Annotated in this window: 17 protein-coding genes; 6 read left to right on the top strand and 11 right to left on the bottom strand. The window is 59.4% G+C overall.

What is annotated here, in order from left to right:
- Nucleotides 1-12 precede the first annotated feature (12 nt).
- From J5M72_RS20655 to J5M72_RS20630, 6 genes are read right to left on the bottom strand one after another with little or no spacing between them, the layout of a single operon-like run.
- Nucleotides 13-1,116, bottom strand: a complete 1,104-nt coding sequence (locus tag J5M72_RS20655; RefSeq protein WP_169431192.1) for a hypothetical protein — start codon at nucleotides 1,114-1,116, stop codon at nucleotides 13-15.
- The gene (locus tag J5M72_RS20650) at nucleotides 1,107-2,339 is read right to left on the bottom strand and encodes a phosphoribosylaminoimidazole carboxylase (RefSeq protein WP_207866921.1); all 1,233 of its coding nucleotides are present in this window, start codon (nucleotides 2,337-2,339) and stop codon (nucleotides 1,107-1,109) included. The genes J5M72_RS20655 and J5M72_RS20650 overlap by 10 nt, the downstream gene beginning before the upstream one ends.
- A complete protein-coding gene (locus tag J5M72_RS20645; RefSeq protein WP_169431194.1) occupies nucleotides 2,336-3,448 on the bottom strand; it encodes a polysaccharide pyruvyl transferase family protein in 1,113 nt (370 codons plus the stop codon). The genes J5M72_RS20650 and J5M72_RS20645 overlap by 4 nt, the downstream gene beginning before the upstream one ends.
- Before the next feature lie 14 nt (nucleotides 3,449-3,462).
- Complete coding sequence (locus tag J5M72_RS20640; protein WP_207866920.1) at nucleotides 3,463-4,539, bottom strand: glycosyltransferase; 1,077 nt, start codon at nucleotides 4,537-4,539, stop codon at nucleotides 3,463-3,465.
- A gap of 41 nt (nucleotides 4,540-4,580) precedes the next feature.
- Complete coding sequence (locus J5M72_RS20635) at nucleotides 4,581-6,803, bottom strand: polysaccharide biosynthesis tyrosine autokinase (RefSeq protein WP_207866919.1); 2,223 nt, start codon at nucleotides 6,801-6,803, stop codon at nucleotides 4,581-4,583.
- A gap of 38 nt (nucleotides 6,804-6,841) precedes the next feature.
- Nucleotides 6,842-7,282: a low molecular weight protein-tyrosine-phosphatase gene (locus J5M72_RS20630; RefSeq protein WP_169431197.1), complete on the bottom strand. Its 441-nt coding sequence runs from the start codon at nucleotides 7,280-7,282 to the stop codon at nucleotides 6,842-6,844.
- Nucleotides 7,283-7,573: 291 nt separating this feature from the next.
- On the opposite strand from J5M72_RS20630, the gene J5M72_RS20625 reads away from it, so the two are divergent.
- Both J5M72_RS20625 and tal read left to right on the top strand, forming a co-directional pair.
- The gene (locus J5M72_RS20625) at nucleotides 7,574-8,518 is read left to right on the top strand and encodes a glycosyl hydrolase family 5 (RefSeq protein WP_207866918.1); all 945 of its coding nucleotides are present in this window, start codon (nucleotides 7,574-7,576) and stop codon (nucleotides 8,516-8,518) included.
- A gap of 191 nt (nucleotides 8,519-8,709) precedes the next feature.
- Nucleotides 8,710-9,636, top strand: a complete 927-nt coding sequence (gene tal / locus J5M72_RS20620; protein ID WP_169431199.1) for a transaldolase — start codon at nucleotides 8,710-8,712, stop codon at nucleotides 9,634-9,636.
- Between the two features lie 72 nt (nucleotides 9,637-9,708).
- Here tal and rssC read toward each other — a convergent pair whose 3' ends face one another.
- From rssC to J5M72_RS20605, 3 genes are all read right to left on the bottom strand, one after another.
- A complete protein-coding gene (gene rssC, locus J5M72_RS20615; protein ID WP_042560140.1) occupies nucleotides 9,709-10,191 on the bottom strand; it encodes an anti-sigma factor antagonist RssC in 483 nt (160 codons plus the stop codon).
- Nucleotides 10,191-11,372, bottom strand: a complete 1,182-nt coding sequence (gene rssB / locus J5M72_RS20610) for a two-component system response regulator RssB (protein ID WP_169431200.1) — start codon at nucleotides 11,370-11,372, stop codon at nucleotides 10,191-10,193. The genes rssC and rssB overlap by 1 nt, the downstream gene beginning before the upstream one ends.
- 323 nt (nucleotides 11,373-11,695) lie before the next feature.
- Nucleotides 11,696-12,385, bottom strand: coding sequence for a VacJ family lipoprotein (locus tag J5M72_RS20605; RefSeq protein WP_169431201.1), 690 nt, complete (start codon nucleotides 12,383-12,385; stop codon nucleotides 11,696-11,698).
- A gap of 186 nt (nucleotides 12,386-12,571) precedes the next feature.
- On the opposite strand from J5M72_RS20605, the gene J5M72_RS20600 reads away from it, so the two are divergent.
- Both J5M72_RS20600 and J5M72_RS20595 read left to right on the top strand, forming a co-directional pair.
- Nucleotides 12,572-13,192: an HAD family phosphatase gene (locus J5M72_RS20600; protein WP_169431202.1), complete on the top strand. Its 621-nt coding sequence runs from the start codon at nucleotides 12,572-12,574 to the stop codon at nucleotides 13,190-13,192.
- 108 nt (nucleotides 13,193-13,300) lie between these two features.
- Complete coding sequence (locus tag J5M72_RS20595; protein WP_207866917.1) at nucleotides 13,301-13,564, top strand: DUF4404 family protein; 264 nt, start codon at nucleotides 13,301-13,303, stop codon at nucleotides 13,562-13,564.
- 170 nt (nucleotides 13,565-13,734) lie between these two features.
- On the opposite strand, the gene queF is transcribed toward J5M72_RS20595, so the two are convergent.
- Complete coding sequence (queF, locus tag J5M72_RS20590; RefSeq protein ID WP_169431203.1) at nucleotides 13,735-14,565, bottom strand: NADPH-dependent 7-cyano-7-deazaguanine reductase QueF; 831 nt, start codon at nucleotides 14,563-14,565, stop codon at nucleotides 13,735-13,737.
- 61 nt (nucleotides 14,566-14,626) lie between these two features.
- Nucleotides 14,627-15,160 (bottom strand): cupredoxin family protein, encoded by a 534-nt coding sequence (locus J5M72_RS20585; RefSeq protein WP_207866916.1) that lies wholly within the window; start codon nucleotides 15,158-15,160, stop codon nucleotides 14,627-14,629.
- Nucleotides 15,161-15,315: 155 nt separating this feature from the next.
- Between J5M72_RS20585 and J5M72_RS20580 the strand changes: the two genes are divergently transcribed.
- A complete protein-coding gene (locus J5M72_RS20580; RefSeq protein WP_169431205.1) occupies nucleotides 15,316-15,996 on the top strand; it encodes a heavy metal response regulator transcription factor in 681 nt (226 codons plus the stop codon).
- Entirely contained in the window at nucleotides 15,996-17,336 is a 1,341-nt protein-coding gene (locus J5M72_RS20575; RefSeq protein ID WP_207866915.1) for a heavy metal sensor histidine kinase, read from the top strand. Before J5M72_RS20580 ends, J5M72_RS20575 begins: the two co-directional genes overlap by 1 nt.
- The last annotated feature ends 11 nt before the right edge of the window (nucleotides 17,337-17,347 follow it).

Here is a 17,347-nt window from a genome sequence, read left to right as displayed (position 1 = left end):
AAAGCACCCGCCTCAATTCAGAATTCTGGATTCGACCCGCACCGGTTTGTTCGCCCGCAGCATCAACCCCAGGCCCACGAACAACACCGGCACCACCATGGAAAAGTGCCGGGCGAACGAGCCGAAGTCCGGTTCGAACAAGCCCTGAACCAGCAGAAACGCCAAGGGAATCGCGATCAGCTCCTTGGGTTTGGTCTGGATCGGCGCGCCTTTGTAATCGGTCGAGGTAATCACTTTGAACAGCAGCAACGCGGTCATGATCATCAACGCCACGAAGATCACCTGACCCGGCCCGGACAGCAGGATCAGCTCCACGGGGAACGACAAGCGGAAGAAGATGATCATCGAGTCCAGTGCCTGCGAAACAAAGTCGCTGCCACTGAGCCATGACACGATCAGCGATTTGGAACCCTCCTCGCCCGCGGTGCGCAGTTCGTTGTTGCTGGCGCGAATCGACGACACCGGAAAGCCCAACGCCAGTTGAATCGCCATGGCTACCGCCAGATAAAACAGGAACAGCATCAGAAAGAAGGTCGTGCGCGACACATACTTCTTCATCACGCAGACGCCGACCCAGGACAGGGAAAACAGAATCCAGTAGGGCCGGATCAGCACGCCGTAGATCACCGCCGACAGGAAAAATCCGCCGCGATACTTGCGCGACAGCGAGCTGAACAGAATGCTCAGCACCGCCACCGACACGATGATTTCCTTGGTCAGGTTCTCCAGGAAGAACGAGCGCACCACACCCCACAGGCAAAGAGTCCCGAAAATCGCCAGCGGCATGCGCCGGAACACCACCACCGGAATCGCCGTGAGGAAAAAATTGCAGAACATTCCGTAGGCCCAGGCGTTGGTCAGGTTGATCCCGGTGGGCCGCAGCAGGAACGCCGAACACTCGTAGGACGAGCGATCCGGCGAGAACGGATTCCAGAAATTGCAATTGTCGGCCCGGGCATAGGACGACCACAGGGTCATCGCATCCGGCCCCGGATCCCGGGGGACCAGCAGCGGCATGGCCACTGACAGAAACAGCCCGGTGAACAGGATCAGGAACGACAGTGACGAGTCGAGTTTCTTGCCGCGAAACTCGATGCACGGCAGTTTCAGGCCCATGACACGACAGCCTTTTTTGCTCGCGTCGCACGAGTCAGCAGCGCGATCACGGCGAGCTGCACGATGATTGCGAAGACGTTGCCCCAGGCTGCGCCATAGATAGACCAGTGCTTGATCAACACATAGCTGACCGGCACCGAAATCAGCAGGCAAATGGCCGAGCTGGCGAGGGATACCCGGCTGTTTTTCGACGCGATCAACCCGCCCCAGACGATGTCGCCGATGGCACGCAGGGCGAAGGAAAAGGTCAGCACGCCAAGAATCCCGTTGTCCGGACGCGGCACCGCTGCGCCGACGTAATCGAGCACGATATTGAAGAACAGATAAATCGCCACCGCGACCGCCGCCGACACCACCAGCGAACGCGCGACCCATTTGTTCACGAACAACTGCTTGACGGTGAACGGTTGCTGATCGGCCTGGTAACGCTTGGCGAGCACAGGGATACCGACCACCGCCACCACCGCATAGGACAACGCCTGCAAGGTGTTGGCCGCCGACCACGCGTACACGTATTTACCGAGACTGGCGTAGGGTTCGAGGTCGATGATCAGAAAGCGCTCGGCGTACTGACTCAGCGCGATCAGGCCGGTGCCCAGGTAGAACGGCAACCCGGCTTTCCAAACGGCCGCCGTCGCCAGCGTACCCTCTTCGCGCCCACGATGGACGCTCACCACGATCAGGTAACCGGCGACGATCACCAGCACGTTGGCGATGACCCACAACCACAGCACGCTGGCAATTGCGGACACCCGGCCGAGCATCATTCCGCCCACGGCCAGCAGTGCCCAGAGGCCGGTCTTGACGAAGAACAGCAGCGCCCCCGCCGTGGCTTTCTGCGCGGAAAACACGAACGAGTTGATCTCGAACGACAGGTGCTCGGTCAGCAGTACCAGCGTCACGCAGGCGATCAATGCCGCCGTCGCTTCGACCTGCTGGAACAGTGAGTAGATCAGCACCGTCACCACCGACAACATCAGACCCACGGCCAGGTACAGCAGCAGAACCTTGTCGACGACTCGCTTCGAACTGCCGCCGACGCTGATCAGCCGGTTGATTTCGGAACTGAAACCGACGCTGTAGAACTTCGACGCGATCAACGATGCGGCGACTACCACGCCATAAAAACCCAGCGCCTCGTACCCGAGGTAATGGGTGATGGCGAGCACCAGCAGAAACTTCGCGCCCAGTGCTCCGCCCCGCAGCAACAAGCGGAATATCATCGAATGACGCCCTTGATGATGTCGTCCATGGCCACGGTTTTCGCTTCGATCTCGCGGCAGGTATCGGTCAGGCGCTTGCCGAAATTCGACAGTGCGTTCGGTGCGTAGACCGTGTCGATGATGGTGTCGACATTGATGTCACCCCCGTTGATGACCCAGTCCTCGACGCCCATGTCCTGATAGGCGCCGAAGCCTTTGCGTTCGTAGCTGATGTGGTACGCCGGCACACCCGAGAGCAGCGATTCGATCGCCCCGTGCAGGCGCACGGAAATCACCAGGTCCGGTTGGTATTTGGCCAGCGTCGCTTTCAACGGCAGCAGGTCTTCGGTGATACCCAGTTCGCGATAGAACGCGCCGTCATCGTTGCCGCGTACAGCGCTCTGCACCGCGCAGACCACTTTGCTTTTGTTCTTCAAACGCTGCAGCAGCACCTTCAGATTGGCCACGTAGGCGAGCTTCTTTTCCTTGCTCCACGCCGGTGGCTTGCGCAGCACCACGCACACGGTGGCCGGTGTCGAAGCGCAGCGGGTGAACTTGGGTTGCTGCAGGATTTTGCCGGCCAGGGCCTGCACCGCAAGGTCCGGTGCGCGGTAGACATTCTCGCAAGCATCGAACAGCGCCGAGGAGCGGTTGTCGCGCACGAACACCGCATCGGCGCTGGCGTAGTGGCCGACGATCTTGTCGCTGTCGCCGTGAAACGGGCCGATGCTTTGCGGCAGATACACCGAGGGGATCTTGCTGAGAATCGCGGTTTCCAGCTGCTTGGCATGTCCCAGTTTCAGCTTGATGTGCTCGAAGGCGCTTTTGGAGCGCATGTAGCCGCCACCGACGCCGACGATCAGATCGGTTTTCTTCAACAGATCCGCCAGGCCGGCGTAGGAGCGGTTGAGAAACACCGCCTGCTTGACCCGGCCCAGCCCCTTGGCGGCCATGACCGGCGCATCGAAGCGCGGGTGCGGCAGGTATTTGAAAGAGTCCGGATCGGAGGCCACGACATTGATCCTGGTGTCCTCGCCAAAGTTGCGCTGCACCAGCGCGATGGCCAGATCGACCAGCAGACCATCACCGGAATTGGACGCACTGTAGCCATGCAAAATCGTTACGTTCATGAGCGGAGTTCTACTTAACAAGAGGGAGCGGAATACAGGTCGTAGGTCTGGCGGATCATCAACGCGGCGCTGAAACGCTCGCGGACGATGCGCCGACCTTCGATGCCCAGGGCCGACAACGCAGGCTTCTGGATTTTCTTCAGGCGATCGGCCAGCGCCTGGTGGTCACCGGCGGGGAACACGTAGCCGGACACGCCATGGGTGACCAGTTCGGGCAACGACGTGCAGTCGCTGGCGATTACCGGCAGGCCCAGCGCCATGCCTTCCAGCGGCACCATGGCAAAGCCTTCCCAGCGACTGGGGACGATCAGCGCATCGGCTTTCTGATACAGCGCGTGTACCTCGGTCGGCGTCACCCAGGGCAGGTATTCCACCCCGTCCAGCGGCGGACACTCGACGACATCCTCGTTCACCGCGCTGCCCACCACCGTCAGTTTCAGGTCGCTGCGCTTTGCTTCGGTGTACGCCTTGAGCAACACGTCGAAGCCTTTCTGGTAATCGAGGCGACCGACGAACAGCAGATGAATCGGTGCCGGATTGTCGATCTTGCGTTCGTCATCCTTGTGATCGATGCCGTTGTAGATCAGCGTCATGCGCTGGCGCTCGATGCCAAACTTCGCGGCCTTGTCCAGTTCGAACTGGCTGACGCAGATGATCTTGTCCGTGACCTTCTGCAGCACCCGCTCGATCCACGCATAAGCTTTCTGCTTGATCGGCGAGCTTTCCATCAGGAACGAAAACGCATGGGGGCAGTAGACGATTTTCGGCTTGCGCCACGGTCGCAGGAGCACGGAGACGCAACGGCCGATGACCCCGGAAAAGGTACTGTGCAGATGCACCACATCGGGTTTTTCCTTGAGCAGGACCCGCGCCAGTTGCCAGGAAAAACGCAGCAGCGACGGCACATTCCGCCCGCTTCGGGCGAAGGTGCGGATCTGCTGTTCATCGATGCCGTGCAGTTCTTTCTTCTGGTCGAGCGGGACCAGATACACCAGCTCATAGCGCCCGTCTTCCGGAGCCGCCGAAATCGTGCGGATGACCGTCGCCACCCCGCCTTTGATCGTTTCCGCCACGTGCAGTATTTTTTTCACAACCCACCCACTTTCATGCCTGTAAGGACCGTCGCTGAGATTCAGGACTGGTCGGACGCGTATTCGTAGTTGTAATAGCTGCCGTTGCCGTAATAGCTGGCCGCACGCTTCTCCACGCCGTTGAACACCGCGCCCTTCAACTCGATGCCGTTCTGGGCGAAGCGGCGAATGGTCAGTTCGATCTCTTTGGCCGGGTTCACCCCGAAGCGCGCGACGATCAGGCTGATGCCCGCCTCGCGGCCGACAATCGCCGCATCGGTCACCGCCAACAGCGGCGGCGTGTCGATGATCACCACGTCGTAGCGCTCGCTGAGTTCTGCCAGCAGTTCGCGGAAGTTCGCGTGCATCAGCAATTCGGAAGGGTTGGGCGGAACCTGGCCACGGCTGATGAAGTGCAGGTTGTCGACCTCGACCTTGTTGATCGCCTGCTCCAGGGTGCAGCGCTTGACCAGCAGATCCGACAGGCCGTTGGTGATCGGCGTGTTCAGGCTCTTGTGCAGATGCCCCTTGCGCATGTCGGCATCGATCAGCACCACACGCTGGCCGCTCTGGGCCATGACCGCCGCGAGGTTGGAAGACACGAACGTTTTGCCGACCTGCGGGCTCGGGCCGGAAATCATGATGCGGTTGTTGGTCGAATCCAGCGCCGCGAAATGCAGGCAGGTGCGCAGGCTGCGGATCGACTCGATGGACAGGTCCGTCGGGTTGCGCAGAGCCAGCAGATAGGCCGGTGTATCCGTCGTGACTTTGGCGCGGACTTTCTTGGTGTCCTCTTCCTGTTGCAGGGCGCTGTAGGGAATCGACGCGTAGACCGGCAAGCCGAGCTGCTCGATGGCTTCCGGACCTTCCAGGCCCTTGCTCAGCGACTTGCGCAACAGCACCAGGGCCACGCCGACAAAGGCGCCGAGGAAGGTGGCGATCAGCACGATCAGGGCTTTTTTCGGTTTGACCGGGCTGGTCAGATCGACATCCGCCGTATCCACCAGACGCACGTTACCCACGGCGCCGGCGCGAATGATGTCCAGCTCCTGGGATTTGTTCAGCAACTGGGTGTAGATCTGCGAAGCGACTTCGACATCGCGGGTCAGGTTCAGCAATTCCTGTTGCGTGGCCGGCAGGTCCTGGACCTTGCCCTCCAGCGACCGCTGTTGCTGGGTCAATTCACCGATCTGAGTCATCAACGCGCGATAGGCGGGGTGCTGCTTGGTGAACTTGCGATCCATCTCCGCCTGTTGCAGTTTCAGCTCGGAAATCCGCGTTTCGAGCGCGACGGACTGACCGAGCACCGATTGGGTTTCCAGGGAGATGTTCACGGTTTTGCCGTGGGTCTGGTAGACATTGAGCGCATCACTGGCCTTGGTCAGATCGCGTTTGACCTGGGGCAACTGACTTTGCAGGAAGGCCAGGCTCTGCGCCGCTTCGGCCGAGGTACGGCGTACGTTCTGGTCCACGTACAGCGAGGCGATCTTGTTGAGGATCTTCACCGCCTCGGCGGCATCGCTGCTGGCCAGGGCCAGACGGATGATCCCCGACTCCTTGCCTTGCTCGGAAATATCCAGCGCGTCCTGATAACCCTGAATGGTCACGATTCGTGGGTAGCGCACCACTTCGAAACGGGTGCCGGAGTTGGCCTGCAAATGCGTGATCTGCCCTTCTACCCCATCCTGCGCGAAGGGTTCGCCGGCCACCCCTTCGATCAGCAGGTTGTCGTTGTCGTCGAACAACTGGAAGTGCTGTTGCTCGCCGGCAATCAGGCTGAGTTTCTTGCCCAGCAGTTCTTTAGGAAGATCGAGCCGGGCAAACTCCAGGCGCTCACCGCCCCACGCGTAGCTGCTCAGCCCGAAACGTGGCGGCGCGACGCTGAGTTCGGTTTCACCGCGATAGCGGCGGGAGAGAAAGCCGCCAATCAGCGGAAAGGTGTTGGGGGTGACGTCGATGTCCAGCCGCAGATCATCGACGGTCTTGCCGATCACTGCGCGGGATTTGATGATGCCGATCTCGGTCACCGACGGCGACTGGCCGCCGAGCATGCTGTTGAGATCGGAGAAGCCGAGCATGTCGTTCTTTTTCGGTTCGACCTGCACCAACGCGTTGGCCAGATACACCGGCGTGGCCAAAATCGCATAGGCAACGCCGGTCATCATGAACGCACCGGTCAATGCGCCGATCAGCCATTTCTGATCGATCAGGCTGCCGAATATGCCGAGTAGATCAATACTGTCTTGATCGTTTTCACGGGTGCCGATTACTGACGGTAACTGCATAAGTCTTTCTTACCATTCACTGATCTGAAGAATATTCATCAACGCGCCAAGCGTTGCGCCCATGAGCTGACAGCAGCTTCAATCAATGCATGGGCATGAATAAACGCGGCCTGCCCTTGACGATACGGATCCTGTATTTCTCGCTCGCTTTGCCATTTGCCAAGAAGAAACACTTTGCCCCTGGCGTGAGAGGCAATCTTCAGTACTTGTTTTACATGCTCTTTTTCCATGACCAGAATCAGATCCGACTCATTGACGATGTCGGCGGTCAGTTGCCGGGCCTTGAACCCTTCGGCACTGTGCCCACGGTCTTCCAGAACCTGGCGCGCGGTCGACTCCATGCCTTCGCCGACCCGCGCAGACAGGCCTGCGGAGGTCACGCTGATTGCCGAGGGTGTCAGTGCATTGCGCAACAGAAGTTCCGCTGTCGGACTTCGGCAGATATTGCCTACGCAAACGACAAGAATCTTTTTGAACAAGGTTTACTTTCCCGTGTAATGTCAATCGGCCAACATGCCCTGCAAATTCGAATGAACCCGCAAGACCTTCCTTCACTCGGAAATAGATTCACCCGTTAATACCGATGCATTAAGTACCACGGCCTCTAAAAGTCCCCCAACCAGAATTACCGGACTAAAAATAACTGTGATTTTCAGGCGAAAGTTTTCCGACAAAAAATAACATTCGTGCACTTCGCGCCCTATTCGTCATCGAAATACAGGCAACGAGATAACTATTGGCTAGATGTCATTCTCATCAGGAGAGCAGACATGAAATCAGCACATTTCAAACATCTTGGTGCCGCCGCCCTGTTGATGCTCAGTGCTACCGCGCAGGTTCACGCCAGCGCGCTGTTCCCGTCACTGCCCGTCAGAACCATCGGCGTTCAGGTCAAGATCCAGAACTTCACCCCGACCGACGCCGAGCAGATCAAAGCGGCCGGATTCAGTTTCGTGCGCTTCGGCGTCTGGAGCGACAGCCTCGGCGCCAAGGCCTATCAGAAACAGATCAGCGATGCGTTCGCGGCGGCACGATCCGCCGGCTTGCCGGTCTTGATGACCGTGCGCGCCACTAAACCGTTGACCGGAGACCTGGCAACCGCCGGTGAAGCCTTCGCCAACGCGGTGACCGGGCTTGAGCAAGCCTGGAGCGGGCAACTGGTGGGGATCGAAATCTGGAATGAGCCGGATCTCGACACCTACTGGCCCACCGGAAACTTCAAAAACACCTTCGTGCCGTTCATGACGGCCATGTGCAAGACGCTGCAGGGCAAACCGCAATCGACGCCCCTGGTGGGATTCGGTTTCGCCCGCCCGCCGACGGCAGGCTCTGCTTCGACCGTGGCACTCAACAGCATTCTCGGCACTTATCCGCAGTGCCTGGATGCGATTTCCTATCACCCTTACGGCATGACCGCGACGCAGATCAGTAACGCGCAAACCTTCATCCAGCAAAACTTCCATTTGCCGGGCGTCATCAGTGAATGGGGCATTTCGGCACTCGCCTCCAACGGCGGGCCGGAAGGGCAAGCGAGTAAAATCGGCGCGTTCATCGCCGATGTTAAAAGACTCAGCATTCCGCTGACGTCGATTTACGAATGGAAGAACAGCGAGTCGGGCAGTAACGACCGGGAGAAGAATTTCGGCCTGCTGACCTCCGACGGACAGTCGAAACCGGCACAAACGGCGGCCTCGACCCAGCTCAACGCCGAATAGTCGCTGCGCAACGGGTCAGTTGCTTTGAACCTGTGGTCCTTTTTGGCATCGTATTGATCGATACCGCGCCCCGCCCATTCAAACAGCCGTTTTCAGGTTGTTGCTCGCGGGGCTATCGATACACCCACATGCCCTTGAGTGGCTGTCAGCGCTCGGGTAATGTCTTCAGACCCATAGGACAGAGCACGCTCATGACTTCCAAGCTGGAACAACTCAAACAGTTCACCACCGTGGTTGCCGACACCGGCGACTTCGAAGCGATTGCCCGGGTCAAGCCGGTCGACGCCACCACCAACCCTTCCCTGCTGCTCAAGGCGGCAGCCATTCCGGCCTACGCCGAGCTGCTGAACGCCGCCGTTAGCGACTGCAAGGGCGATGTCGGCCTGGCCAGCGACCGTTTCGGCGTCGCGGTCGGCCAGGAAATCCTCAAGGTGATCCCGGGCCGTATCTCCACTGAGGTGGATGCACGCCTGTCGTTCGACAAGGACGCGATGCTCAAGCGTGCGCACCGTCTGATCGAGCTGTACGACAAGGCCGGCGTCGGTCGCGACCGCGTGCTGATCAAGATCGCTTCGACCTGGGAAGGCATCCGCGCCGCCGAAGTGCTCGAGAAGGAAGGCATCCAGACCAACCTGACCCTGCTGTTCTCCTTCGCTCAGGCCGCTGCTTGCGCCGACGCCGGCGTGTTCCTGATCTCGCCGTTCGTGGGCCGTATCTACGACTGGTACAAGAAGGCCAACGGCAACGACTACACCGGCGCCGACGATCCGGGCGTGCAGTCCGTGACGCGCATCTACAACTACTACAAGGCCAATGACTACAAGACCGTGGTCATGGGTGCGAGCTTCCGCAACCTCAATCAGATCGAGCAACTGGCCGGCTGCGACCGCCTGACCATCAGCCCGGACCTGATCGACAAACTGGCGGCAGACACCGGCAAACTGGAGCGAAAACTGGCCCCGGGCCACGCTGGCGAAGCTCGTCTGAGCCTCAACGAATCGCAATTCCGCTGGTTGTCCAACGAAGACGCGATGGCCACCGAGAAACTGGCTGAAGGCATCCGTCAGTTTGCCCGTGACCAGGAAAAGCTCGAGGCGTTGTTGCAAGCCAAGCTGTAATGGGCTGACGGCAAACGCAAAAAGGGCGAACCCTCACAGGTTCGCCCTTTTTTGTGCCTGATGGCTGGGGAATCAATGCCTTTCGAGGGCATTCACCAGATCATGGAAAGCTTCGCGATTGGAGTCGTTCAGGCCCATGAGGATCTTGTGCGCTTCGAGCACCTTGATCCGCACGACTTCCTCCGACTGATCCTGATCCGGCAGGTCATCGAGGCATTCCGGGCAAGGCACGGGATGGTTGACGATATTGAACACCTGCTCGAAACCCATCGATTGAAGCAGACGGGTGATGTCGTCATGGGTGGTGACCACGGTCGGCAGCAGGCCGACCTTCTGCCGCGACAGGATCGACAGCTTGGCCAGCAGGCCCAGCGTGGTGCTGTCGATGCTGCGGGTTTCGGTCAAATCGATCACGATCGCGTTGAAATTCAGCGCGGTGAAGATTTTTTCAATAGTCGCATCCAACGCCGAACACAGGGTCAGGCGAACTTCACCGACGAACTTCAGGACAAAGGTGCCGTCCTGCTCGGCGAACTGGATTCTACCGGTACTCATTAAAGATTCCTGCTCAACACCAACAGGGCGATATCATCCGGCATCTCCCCTAGCGTGGCCAATCCAAAAACCTGCCGCAGGCCATCCAGGCTGCCGCCCGCCGACTTGACCCGTTCGGGCAAGGCGGCTTCTTTTTCTTTGAGTGTGGGTTCTGGCAAAAGATCCAGAATGCCATCAGACATCAGCGTCAGGCTGAACGTCGGTGGCAGCTCGAGCACGTGGTCTTCGTAGGTGGCTTCGTTGAAAAGCCCCACGGGCAGACCGCGCCCCTCGAGGTAGCGAACACTGTCAGGCGTGTACAACACAGGCAACGGCAGATGGCCGCCGATGCTATAGGTCAACAAACCGGTCTCCTCGTCGATGACTCCACCGACCATTGTGACGTGTTTACCCAGCTTACAACTGATCAGCCCCCGGTTGATATGACCAAGGACTTCCGAAGGCTTGAATTCCGGCAAGGTGCCGCTGCGCCTGGACTCGAACAGCAAGCGCGTGGTCATGAACTTCAGCAGCACGGTGACGAACGCCGAAGAGGCGCCATGGCCTGAAACGTCCGCCAGATAGAACGCGACCCGGCGTTCGTCCACCCGGAAATAGTCGACAAAATCACCCGACAGGTACAACGACGGAATGATCTGGTGGGCGAACTTGAACGTGTCGATGGTCCAGGGGCTTTCCGGCAGCATGTTCATCTGCACCTGGCGACCGGCGTTCTGGTCTTCCTGAAGCAGGTTCAGGCTGGCTTCGAGCTCGCGATTGGCCTTCTCCAGCTTCTCGCGGTAGCGCTGGTTTTCCAGCAGCAGGCGCGCACGATCCAGAGCCCGGCGTACGGAGTGCTCGAGCACCGCCAGATCTTCGAGAGGCTTGATCAGGTAATCCGCCGCGCCCAGGCGCAGAGCCTCGACCGCGTCGTTCATCACGCCGGCACCGGAAACCACGATCACCGGTGTCTGCGGGGATCGCTCGGTGACCTGACGGATAAGTTCGAGACCGCCCATCTGCGGCATGCGCAGATCGCAGATGACGAGGTCGGGCTTGTCTTGCTCGAATACCTGAAGACCCTGCTGACCGTTACTGGCCTGCAAGACGCTGAAACCACTGTCTTCCAAATAGGCCGCGAGGCTCGCGCGCACTACTTCGTCATCATCGATTATCAGCAGCGTGGCACTGGTTTTTGGCATGTGGGCAAACGGCGCCAGAATTAGGTTGGCGTAGCAGGCGGGGCAACGGCCCGGCGCAGACTACTGGATTCGCTTTCTAGCCTCTCTGCTGCACCGCTTCGGAGCGTTTGCCCCGCACACGGATGCACCAGAGGTGCCCTTCTAAGGCGCAGACGGTACTCCCATCCTTCGAGCGTTTCAAGCATGCGCGGATCGTCACTTGACGACTTTGTTTGTCAAATCACAGAGAGTTATAAGAACGTTCGAAACCGTAACTCAATGGAAGGACGCACGGACAAAAAAAGGCGACCTTTCGGTCGCCTTTCGGGGTTCACGGGCCGAAATCAGAAATCGTCTTCGACGTGACCGTCCTTGACCTTGAACTCGCGGTTCTGCAGGTAGGCATTGCGGATGAAGGTGTACTTGTCGCCGCTGATCAGCTTCTCGCTGGACAACAGGCTGGCGCGGGTGTCGACGATGTTCAGGCCGTAAATAGTGTTGCGCGCCGGAATGTCGTTCATGTAGCGATACGGTGCGGTGTAGGTGTCGACGTATTTCGACGGCGCGTCACGCAGGGTGCTCGGGCCCAGCAACGGCAGCATCACGTACGGACCGCTGCTCACGCCCCAGTAACCGAGGGTCTGGCCGAAATCTTCGTCGCTGCGCTGCAGGCCCATCTTGGTGCCTACATCGAAGAAGCCCAGCAGGCCGAAGGTGGTGTTGAAGATCAAACGCGCGGTGTCGACACCGGCAGCGGCCGGTTTGGCCTGGAGAATGTTGTTCGCCAGGTTGGTGATGTCACCGACGTTACGGAACATGTTGTGGATGCCGTCTTCCAGGAATTGCGGCGTTACAAATTCGTAGCCCTGCGCCAGAGGCTTCAATGCGTAGGTATCGACGAAGTCGTTGAACTGGAAAATCGGACGGTTGACGCTTTCCCAAGGGTCTTCTTCCGTTGCCGCCTGGGCAACGAACGGAACCAGCATCACGCTGGCGCATACACAAAGCTGAGCGAGAGGGTTGCTCCAGCGCATAGAAAAACTCCTTGGATTGTACATACGCGGCATGCGGGCCACGGTTATAAGACGCTCAGTATAAGACGGAAACACCTGTTTAGGCATTTCCTGCATCATCGGCTCTGTAGGACGCTTCGTAATGCATCTGTCATCCAACTGTCACCAGGATTGCTTAGCCTGATCCCTATTTCAGGGACGTTTTTCATGCCACACGCCGAAGTACTGCACCCTGCGGCACCCAACCTGACGGCCGTGCTGTTCGGACTCAGCGGCTGCCTGGTGGATTTCGGTGCCCGCGTCCACAATCACGCTGACGCCACAACGGATCACGCCGAGGCCACTCCCGGAGCCCTCGACAGCCTCCGCAGCCTGCAACAGCAACAGATTCCGTGCGCGTGGCTGGACGAACTCCCCCCTGCCCTCACCCGAATGCTTTCAGCAACGCTGCCCGACTGGGTCAAATCTTCGCAACATCCTGCAACAATCAATCCGTGGCCGGCGCCCGATGCCTGCTGGCAGGCGTTGATGGCATTACGGGTCTGCCGCCTCGAGGGTTGCGTGCTGGTCAGCGGTGAACCGCGCCTGCTGCAATCCGGCCTCAATGCCGGGTTGTGGACGATTGGCCTGGCGTCCTGTGGCTCACTCTGCGGCCTCGCGCCTCACGAATGGCAAGCACTGAGCCAGAAAGAGCGCGAGCAGTTGCGCGGCAAGGCGACGGTGCAGCTGTTCGGGCTGGGCGTGCACTCGGTGATCGATCATCTGGGCGAACTCGACACTTGTCTGGCGGACATCAGCCTGCGCCGCCTCAAAGGCGAAAAGCCCTGACCGGGATCATGCAGGTTGCAGCAGAGTGGATTAGTCTTAGAGAGAGCCATAGACCTTTGGCGCACGGCTGCGGTCTATGCCAGTGCCTCTCGATAAAAGGAAACAACCATGCCCGCTCAAGAACTGCAAAAACAGCTCAATGCCCTGCGCGAGCAACTGGATCAAAATCCTCCGCTGACCGAAGCCGAGCGCGCTGATCTACATGCGCTGATGGCGCAGATCGAACTGGAACTTGAACTGGAAACCAAAACCAAGGACTCCAACATTGCCGATGGCGTGAACCTGGCCGTTGAGCGTTTTGAAGTTGATCACCCCACCATCGCCGGCGCACTGCGCAACATCATGAATTCCCTGGTCAGCATGGGCATCTGAAACCCGCGAATGCAAAAAAGCCCTGCCATCACTGGCAGGGCTTTTTCATATCTGGAGCCTGAAACAAAACCCTTGTGGGAGCGAGCCTGCTCGCGATAGCGGCATGTCAGCCAACATCAGCGTCACTGACACATCGCCATCGCGAGCAGGCTCGCTCCCACATGGATTCTTTACTGACGAACCAGACGGTGGTTCGGCAGTTGCACGCTTTCAGTGCTGCGGTACGGGTTGATGTCCAGTCCGCCCCGACGTACGTAACGCGCGAACACCGTGAGTTTTTCCGGCTTCAGCAGGCGCTGCAGGTCAAGGAAGATCCGCTCCACACATTGCTCGTGGAAGTCCGAGTGCTGACGGAAGCTGACGATGTATTCCAGCAGACTGGCGTGATCCAGCGCCGCGCCGCGATATTCCACCACCACGCTGCCCCAGTCCGGCTGACTGGTCACCGGGCAGTTGGACTTAAGCAGATGGCTGTGCACGCTCTCCTCCACCACCCGCGAATCGTCGCAGCGCAGCAGCTCGGGACGCGGATGCTCGTAGTTGCTGACGCTGATATCCAGATCGTCGATGCACACGCCCGGTAGCGCAACCACGCCTTCGGCTTCAACCTCTTTCAGGCTGCGAACCCGTACGCCCACCGGTTTGCCGGCAGCAGCGGACAGATCTTTGACCAGCGTCGCTTCGAGGCTTGCGATGTCGGCGAACGGCGTCTGGTTCAGCGAGTTCAGGTACAGCTTGAACGACTTGGATTCGATGATGTTCGGCGAATCCGCCGGAATGCTGAATTCGCCGATTGCCACCACCGGTTTGCCCGACGGCAGCAGCCACGACAGTTCGAAGCAGTTCCAGAAATCCACGCCTTTATACGGCAGGGTTTCGGCGGTCAGGCCCAGCTCGGCCCATTTCGCGGTGCGCGGAATCGGGAACAGCAAGGACGGCGTGTAAGTGGCGATGTATTCGCTGGATTTGCCCAGCGGCGAATGTTCGGCTGCGGGATGCATGGCGGAAACCTGACTGAAGAATCAGCGGATTCTACCAGCCTTTGCTCCCGCCTTTGAGTGCTTACTGACTGACAGTCAGTTTGCCGACCATCCCGGCCTGGTAATGCCCTGGAATGTTGCAGGCGAATTCCAGGCTGGTCGCCTTGCTGAACGTCCAGGTCAACTCGGCAGTCTTGCCGGGCTCGACCAGCACGCTGTTGGGGTCGTCATGCTTCATTACGTGCCCCATCGAGCCATGATCCATGCCCGCCATATCGTGGGACATTTCCTTCATGCCGGTCGGCGTCAGCATGCCAATTTGCTGCATCTGCAACATTTCCTGCTGGTGTTTGGCATGCATCGCTGCATCCCCGAGGTTGAATTCGTGCAGCAACTGGCCTTTATTCACCAGTACAAAACGAATGGTCTCACCGGCCTTGATGTCGATGGCCTTCGGATCGAACGACATGTCGCCCATCACTACTTCAATGGTGCGGCTGGCCTTGGCGGCCGGGGCCGGCTGGCCGAAGTCGTACGTGTGCGCAGGATCGGCCCAGACGGATGAACTCAGCGCCAATAGACAAGCGACAACGGCCAGAGGGTTGCGCAAAAACATAGTCATACTCCAACAAGAAAAGGTTCAGCCTGTGGGAAACTCTAGCCCGCCCGCGCTGGCAGCTACCTGACAGAGAGATTACAACTTTGTCAGGTTGGCGCTTGTGACAACATCCCACGGTATAAAGCTTTCGATCCTACAAACCCGAGCCGCCCATGAAACTGCTGATCGTCGAAGACCAACCGAAAACCGGCCAATACCTGCGCCAGGGGCTGACCGAGGCCGGTTTCAACACCGAGCTGGTGGCCGACGGCAACACCGGGCAACAACTGGCGTTGAGCGGTGACTACGCCTTGCTGATCCTCGACGTGATGCTGCCCGGGCGCAGTGGCTGGCAGATTCTGCAAGCGGTGCGCAGCGCCGGGCTGGAAACGCCGATCCTGTTTCTGACGGCCAAGGACACCGTGGAAGACCGGGTTCACGGTCTCGAACTGGGCGCCGACGACTACCTGGTCAAGCCGTTCGCTTTCTCCGAACTGCTGGCCCGGGTGCGCAGCCTGTTGCGCCGCGGCAGCGCCACACCGCAGGAAACCTGCCTGCAATTGGCCGATCTGCGTCTGGACCTGATTCGCCGCCGCGTCGAACGCAGCGGCCAGCGCATCGACCTCACTGCAAAGGAGTTCGCCTTGCTGGAAATGCTCCTGCGCCGCCAGGGTGAAGTGCTGCCCAAATCCCTGATCGCGTCCCAGGTCTGGGACATGAACTTCGACAGCGACACCAATGTGATCGAAGTGGCGATCCGGCGATTGCGGCTGAAGATCGATGATGACTTTCCCGACAAACTGATCCACACCGTGCGTGGCATGGGTTACGTGCTTGAAGAGCGTGCCGACTGATGCGCCGACTGTCCTTGAGCAGCCGGCTGGCGCTGTTGTTCGCCGGCTGCACCGCAGTGGTTTCGCTGGTGGCCGGGGTCGTTTTCAATCGGGCCAGCGAAGGCCACTTCATCGAGCTCGACCAGCAACTGCTAGAAGGAAAACTGCTCAGTGTGCGTCAGACGCTGCTCAGTGGCAGCGACGCCGCGCACATCACCGATGAATTGAGCCAACAGGGCGATGTTTCGTTGCGCATCAGCACCCCTGAGGGACAACGCTGGTTCGGCCGCTCGTTGCATACCCCGGCGAATCTGCCGAAACAGCCCGGCCTGGCCACCATCACCGACAACGGTACGGACTATCGCCTGCTCAACGCCCCGCTCTCCCCGGAACAACCCGACTCCCCGCAATTGACCTTGCTGCTGGACATCACCCACCACCAGCACTTCCTGCAACGCATGCAGCATCTGATCTGGCTGACCGTCGGCCTTTCGGCGCTGGCTACTGCGTTGCTCGGCGCCTGGGCGGCCCGCAGCGGCCTTCGTCCGTTACGCCGTATGAGTGCGGTGGCCCGTGGGATTTCGGCCCAATCGCTGAATGCCCGACTCCCGGAAGCGCAGATGCCCGCAGAACTCACGGAACTGGCCCACAGTTTCAACGCCATGCTCGGACGTCTCGATGACTCGTTTCAGCGCCTTTCCGCGTTCTCTGCCGACATCGCCCATGAACTGCGCACCCCATTGTCGAACCTGCTGACCCACACGCAGGTCACCCTCACCCGGCCTCGCCCGCTTGAGGACTACCGCGAGGCATTGCACAGCAACCTCGAAGAGCTGCAATGGATGGCACAACTGGTCAACGACATGCTTTATCTGGCCAAGGCCGACCACGGATTGCTGGTGCCCAAGCGCGAACCGCTGGAACTGGCGAAAGAAGCCGATGCGTTGCTGGAGTTTTTCGCACCGCTGGCCGAAGACGCTCAGGTCAGCCTGAGCCGTGACGGTGCGGGGCGATTCGAGGGTGATCGCGCGATGTTGCGCCGGGCGCTGTCGAATCTGCTGGATAACGCGTTGCGCTTCACGCCGGCAGCGGGCGAAGTGCGTGTGAGGATAGCCGAGCAGGCGAAATCCTTGAGGGTGACCGTGGAAAACAGTGGCGAGGGGATTTCTGCTGAGTTGCTGCCGCGCTTGTTCGACCGGTTCTACCGGGCCGATCCGGCGCGCCAGGAAGGCAGCAGCGAGCATGCGGGATTGGGGCTGGCAATCACTCAGTCGATCATCAAGGCCCATGGCGGGCAGATTCATTGCGAATCGGCTCAGGGCTGGACGCGGTTTGTGATTGAGTTGCCGAAAAAAGATTGAGGCCGGCAATG

It is taken from the genome of Pseudomonas sp. 58(2021), assembly GCF_017491585.1.
GTDB lineage: Bacteria > Pseudomonadota > Gammaproteobacteria > Pseudomonadales > Pseudomonadaceae > Aquipseudomonas > Aquipseudomonas fluorescens_BT.
The sequence above is the reverse complement of the archived record's forward strand: the minus strand, read 5'-3'. Positions and strand labels throughout refer to the sequence as shown.

Excerpts from the sequence above, each read along its gene's own strand:
- J5M72_RS20655 (WP_169431192.1), bottom strand. The coding sequence starts at position 1,116 with ATGGGCCTGAAACTGCCGTGCATCGAGTTTCGCGGCAAGAAACTCGAC.
- J5M72_RS20650 (WP_207866921.1), bottom strand. The coding sequence starts at position 2,339 with ATGATATTCCGCTTGTTGCTGCGGGGCGGAGCACTGGGCGCGAAGTTT.
- J5M72_RS20645 (WP_169431194.1), bottom strand. The coding sequence starts at position 3,448 with ATGAACGTAACGATTTTGCATGGCTACAGTGCGTCCAATTCCGGTGAT.
- J5M72_RS20635 (WP_207866919.1), bottom strand. The coding sequence starts at position 6,803 with ATGCAGTTACCGTCAGTAATCGGCACCCGTGAAAACGATCAAGACAGT.
- J5M72_RS20625 (WP_207866918.1), top strand. The coding sequence starts at position 7,574 with ATGAAATCAGCACATTTCAAACATCTTGGTGCCGCCGCCCTGTTGATG.
- tal (WP_169431199.1), top strand. The coding sequence starts at position 8,710 with ATGACTTCCAAGCTGGAACAACTCAAACAGTTCACCACCGTGGTTGCC.
- rssC (WP_042560140.1), bottom strand. The coding sequence starts at position 10,191 with ATGAGTACCGGTAGAATCCAGTTCGCCGAGCAGGACGGCACCTTTGTC.
- rssB (WP_169431200.1), bottom strand. The coding sequence starts at position 11,372 with ATGCCAAAAACCAGTGCCACGCTGCTGATAATCGATGATGACGAAGTA.
- J5M72_RS20605 (WP_169431201.1), bottom strand. The coding sequence starts at position 12,385 with ATGCGCTGGAGCAACCCTCTCGCTCAGCTTTGTGTATGCGCCAGCGTG.
- J5M72_RS20600 (WP_169431202.1), top strand. The coding sequence starts at position 12,572 with ATGCCACACGCCGAAGTACTGCACCCTGCGGCACCCAACCTGACGGCC.
- J5M72_RS20595 (WP_207866917.1), top strand. The coding sequence starts at position 13,301 with ATGCCCGCTCAAGAACTGCAAAAACAGCTCAATGCCCTGCGCGAGCAA.
- queF (WP_169431203.1), bottom strand. The coding sequence starts at position 14,565 with ATGCATCCCGCAGCCGAACATTCGCCGCTGGGCAAATCCAGCGAATAC.
- J5M72_RS20585 (WP_207866916.1), bottom strand. The coding sequence starts at position 15,160 with ATGTTTTTGCGCAACCCTCTGGCCGTTGTCGCTTGTCTATTGGCGCTG.
- J5M72_RS20580 (WP_169431205.1), top strand. The coding sequence starts at position 15,316 with ATGAAACTGCTGATCGTCGAAGACCAACCGAAAACCGGCCAATACCTG.
- J5M72_RS20575 (WP_207866915.1), top strand. The coding sequence starts at position 15,996 with ATGCGCCGACTGTCCTTGAGCAGCCGGCTGGCGCTGTTGTTCGCCGGC.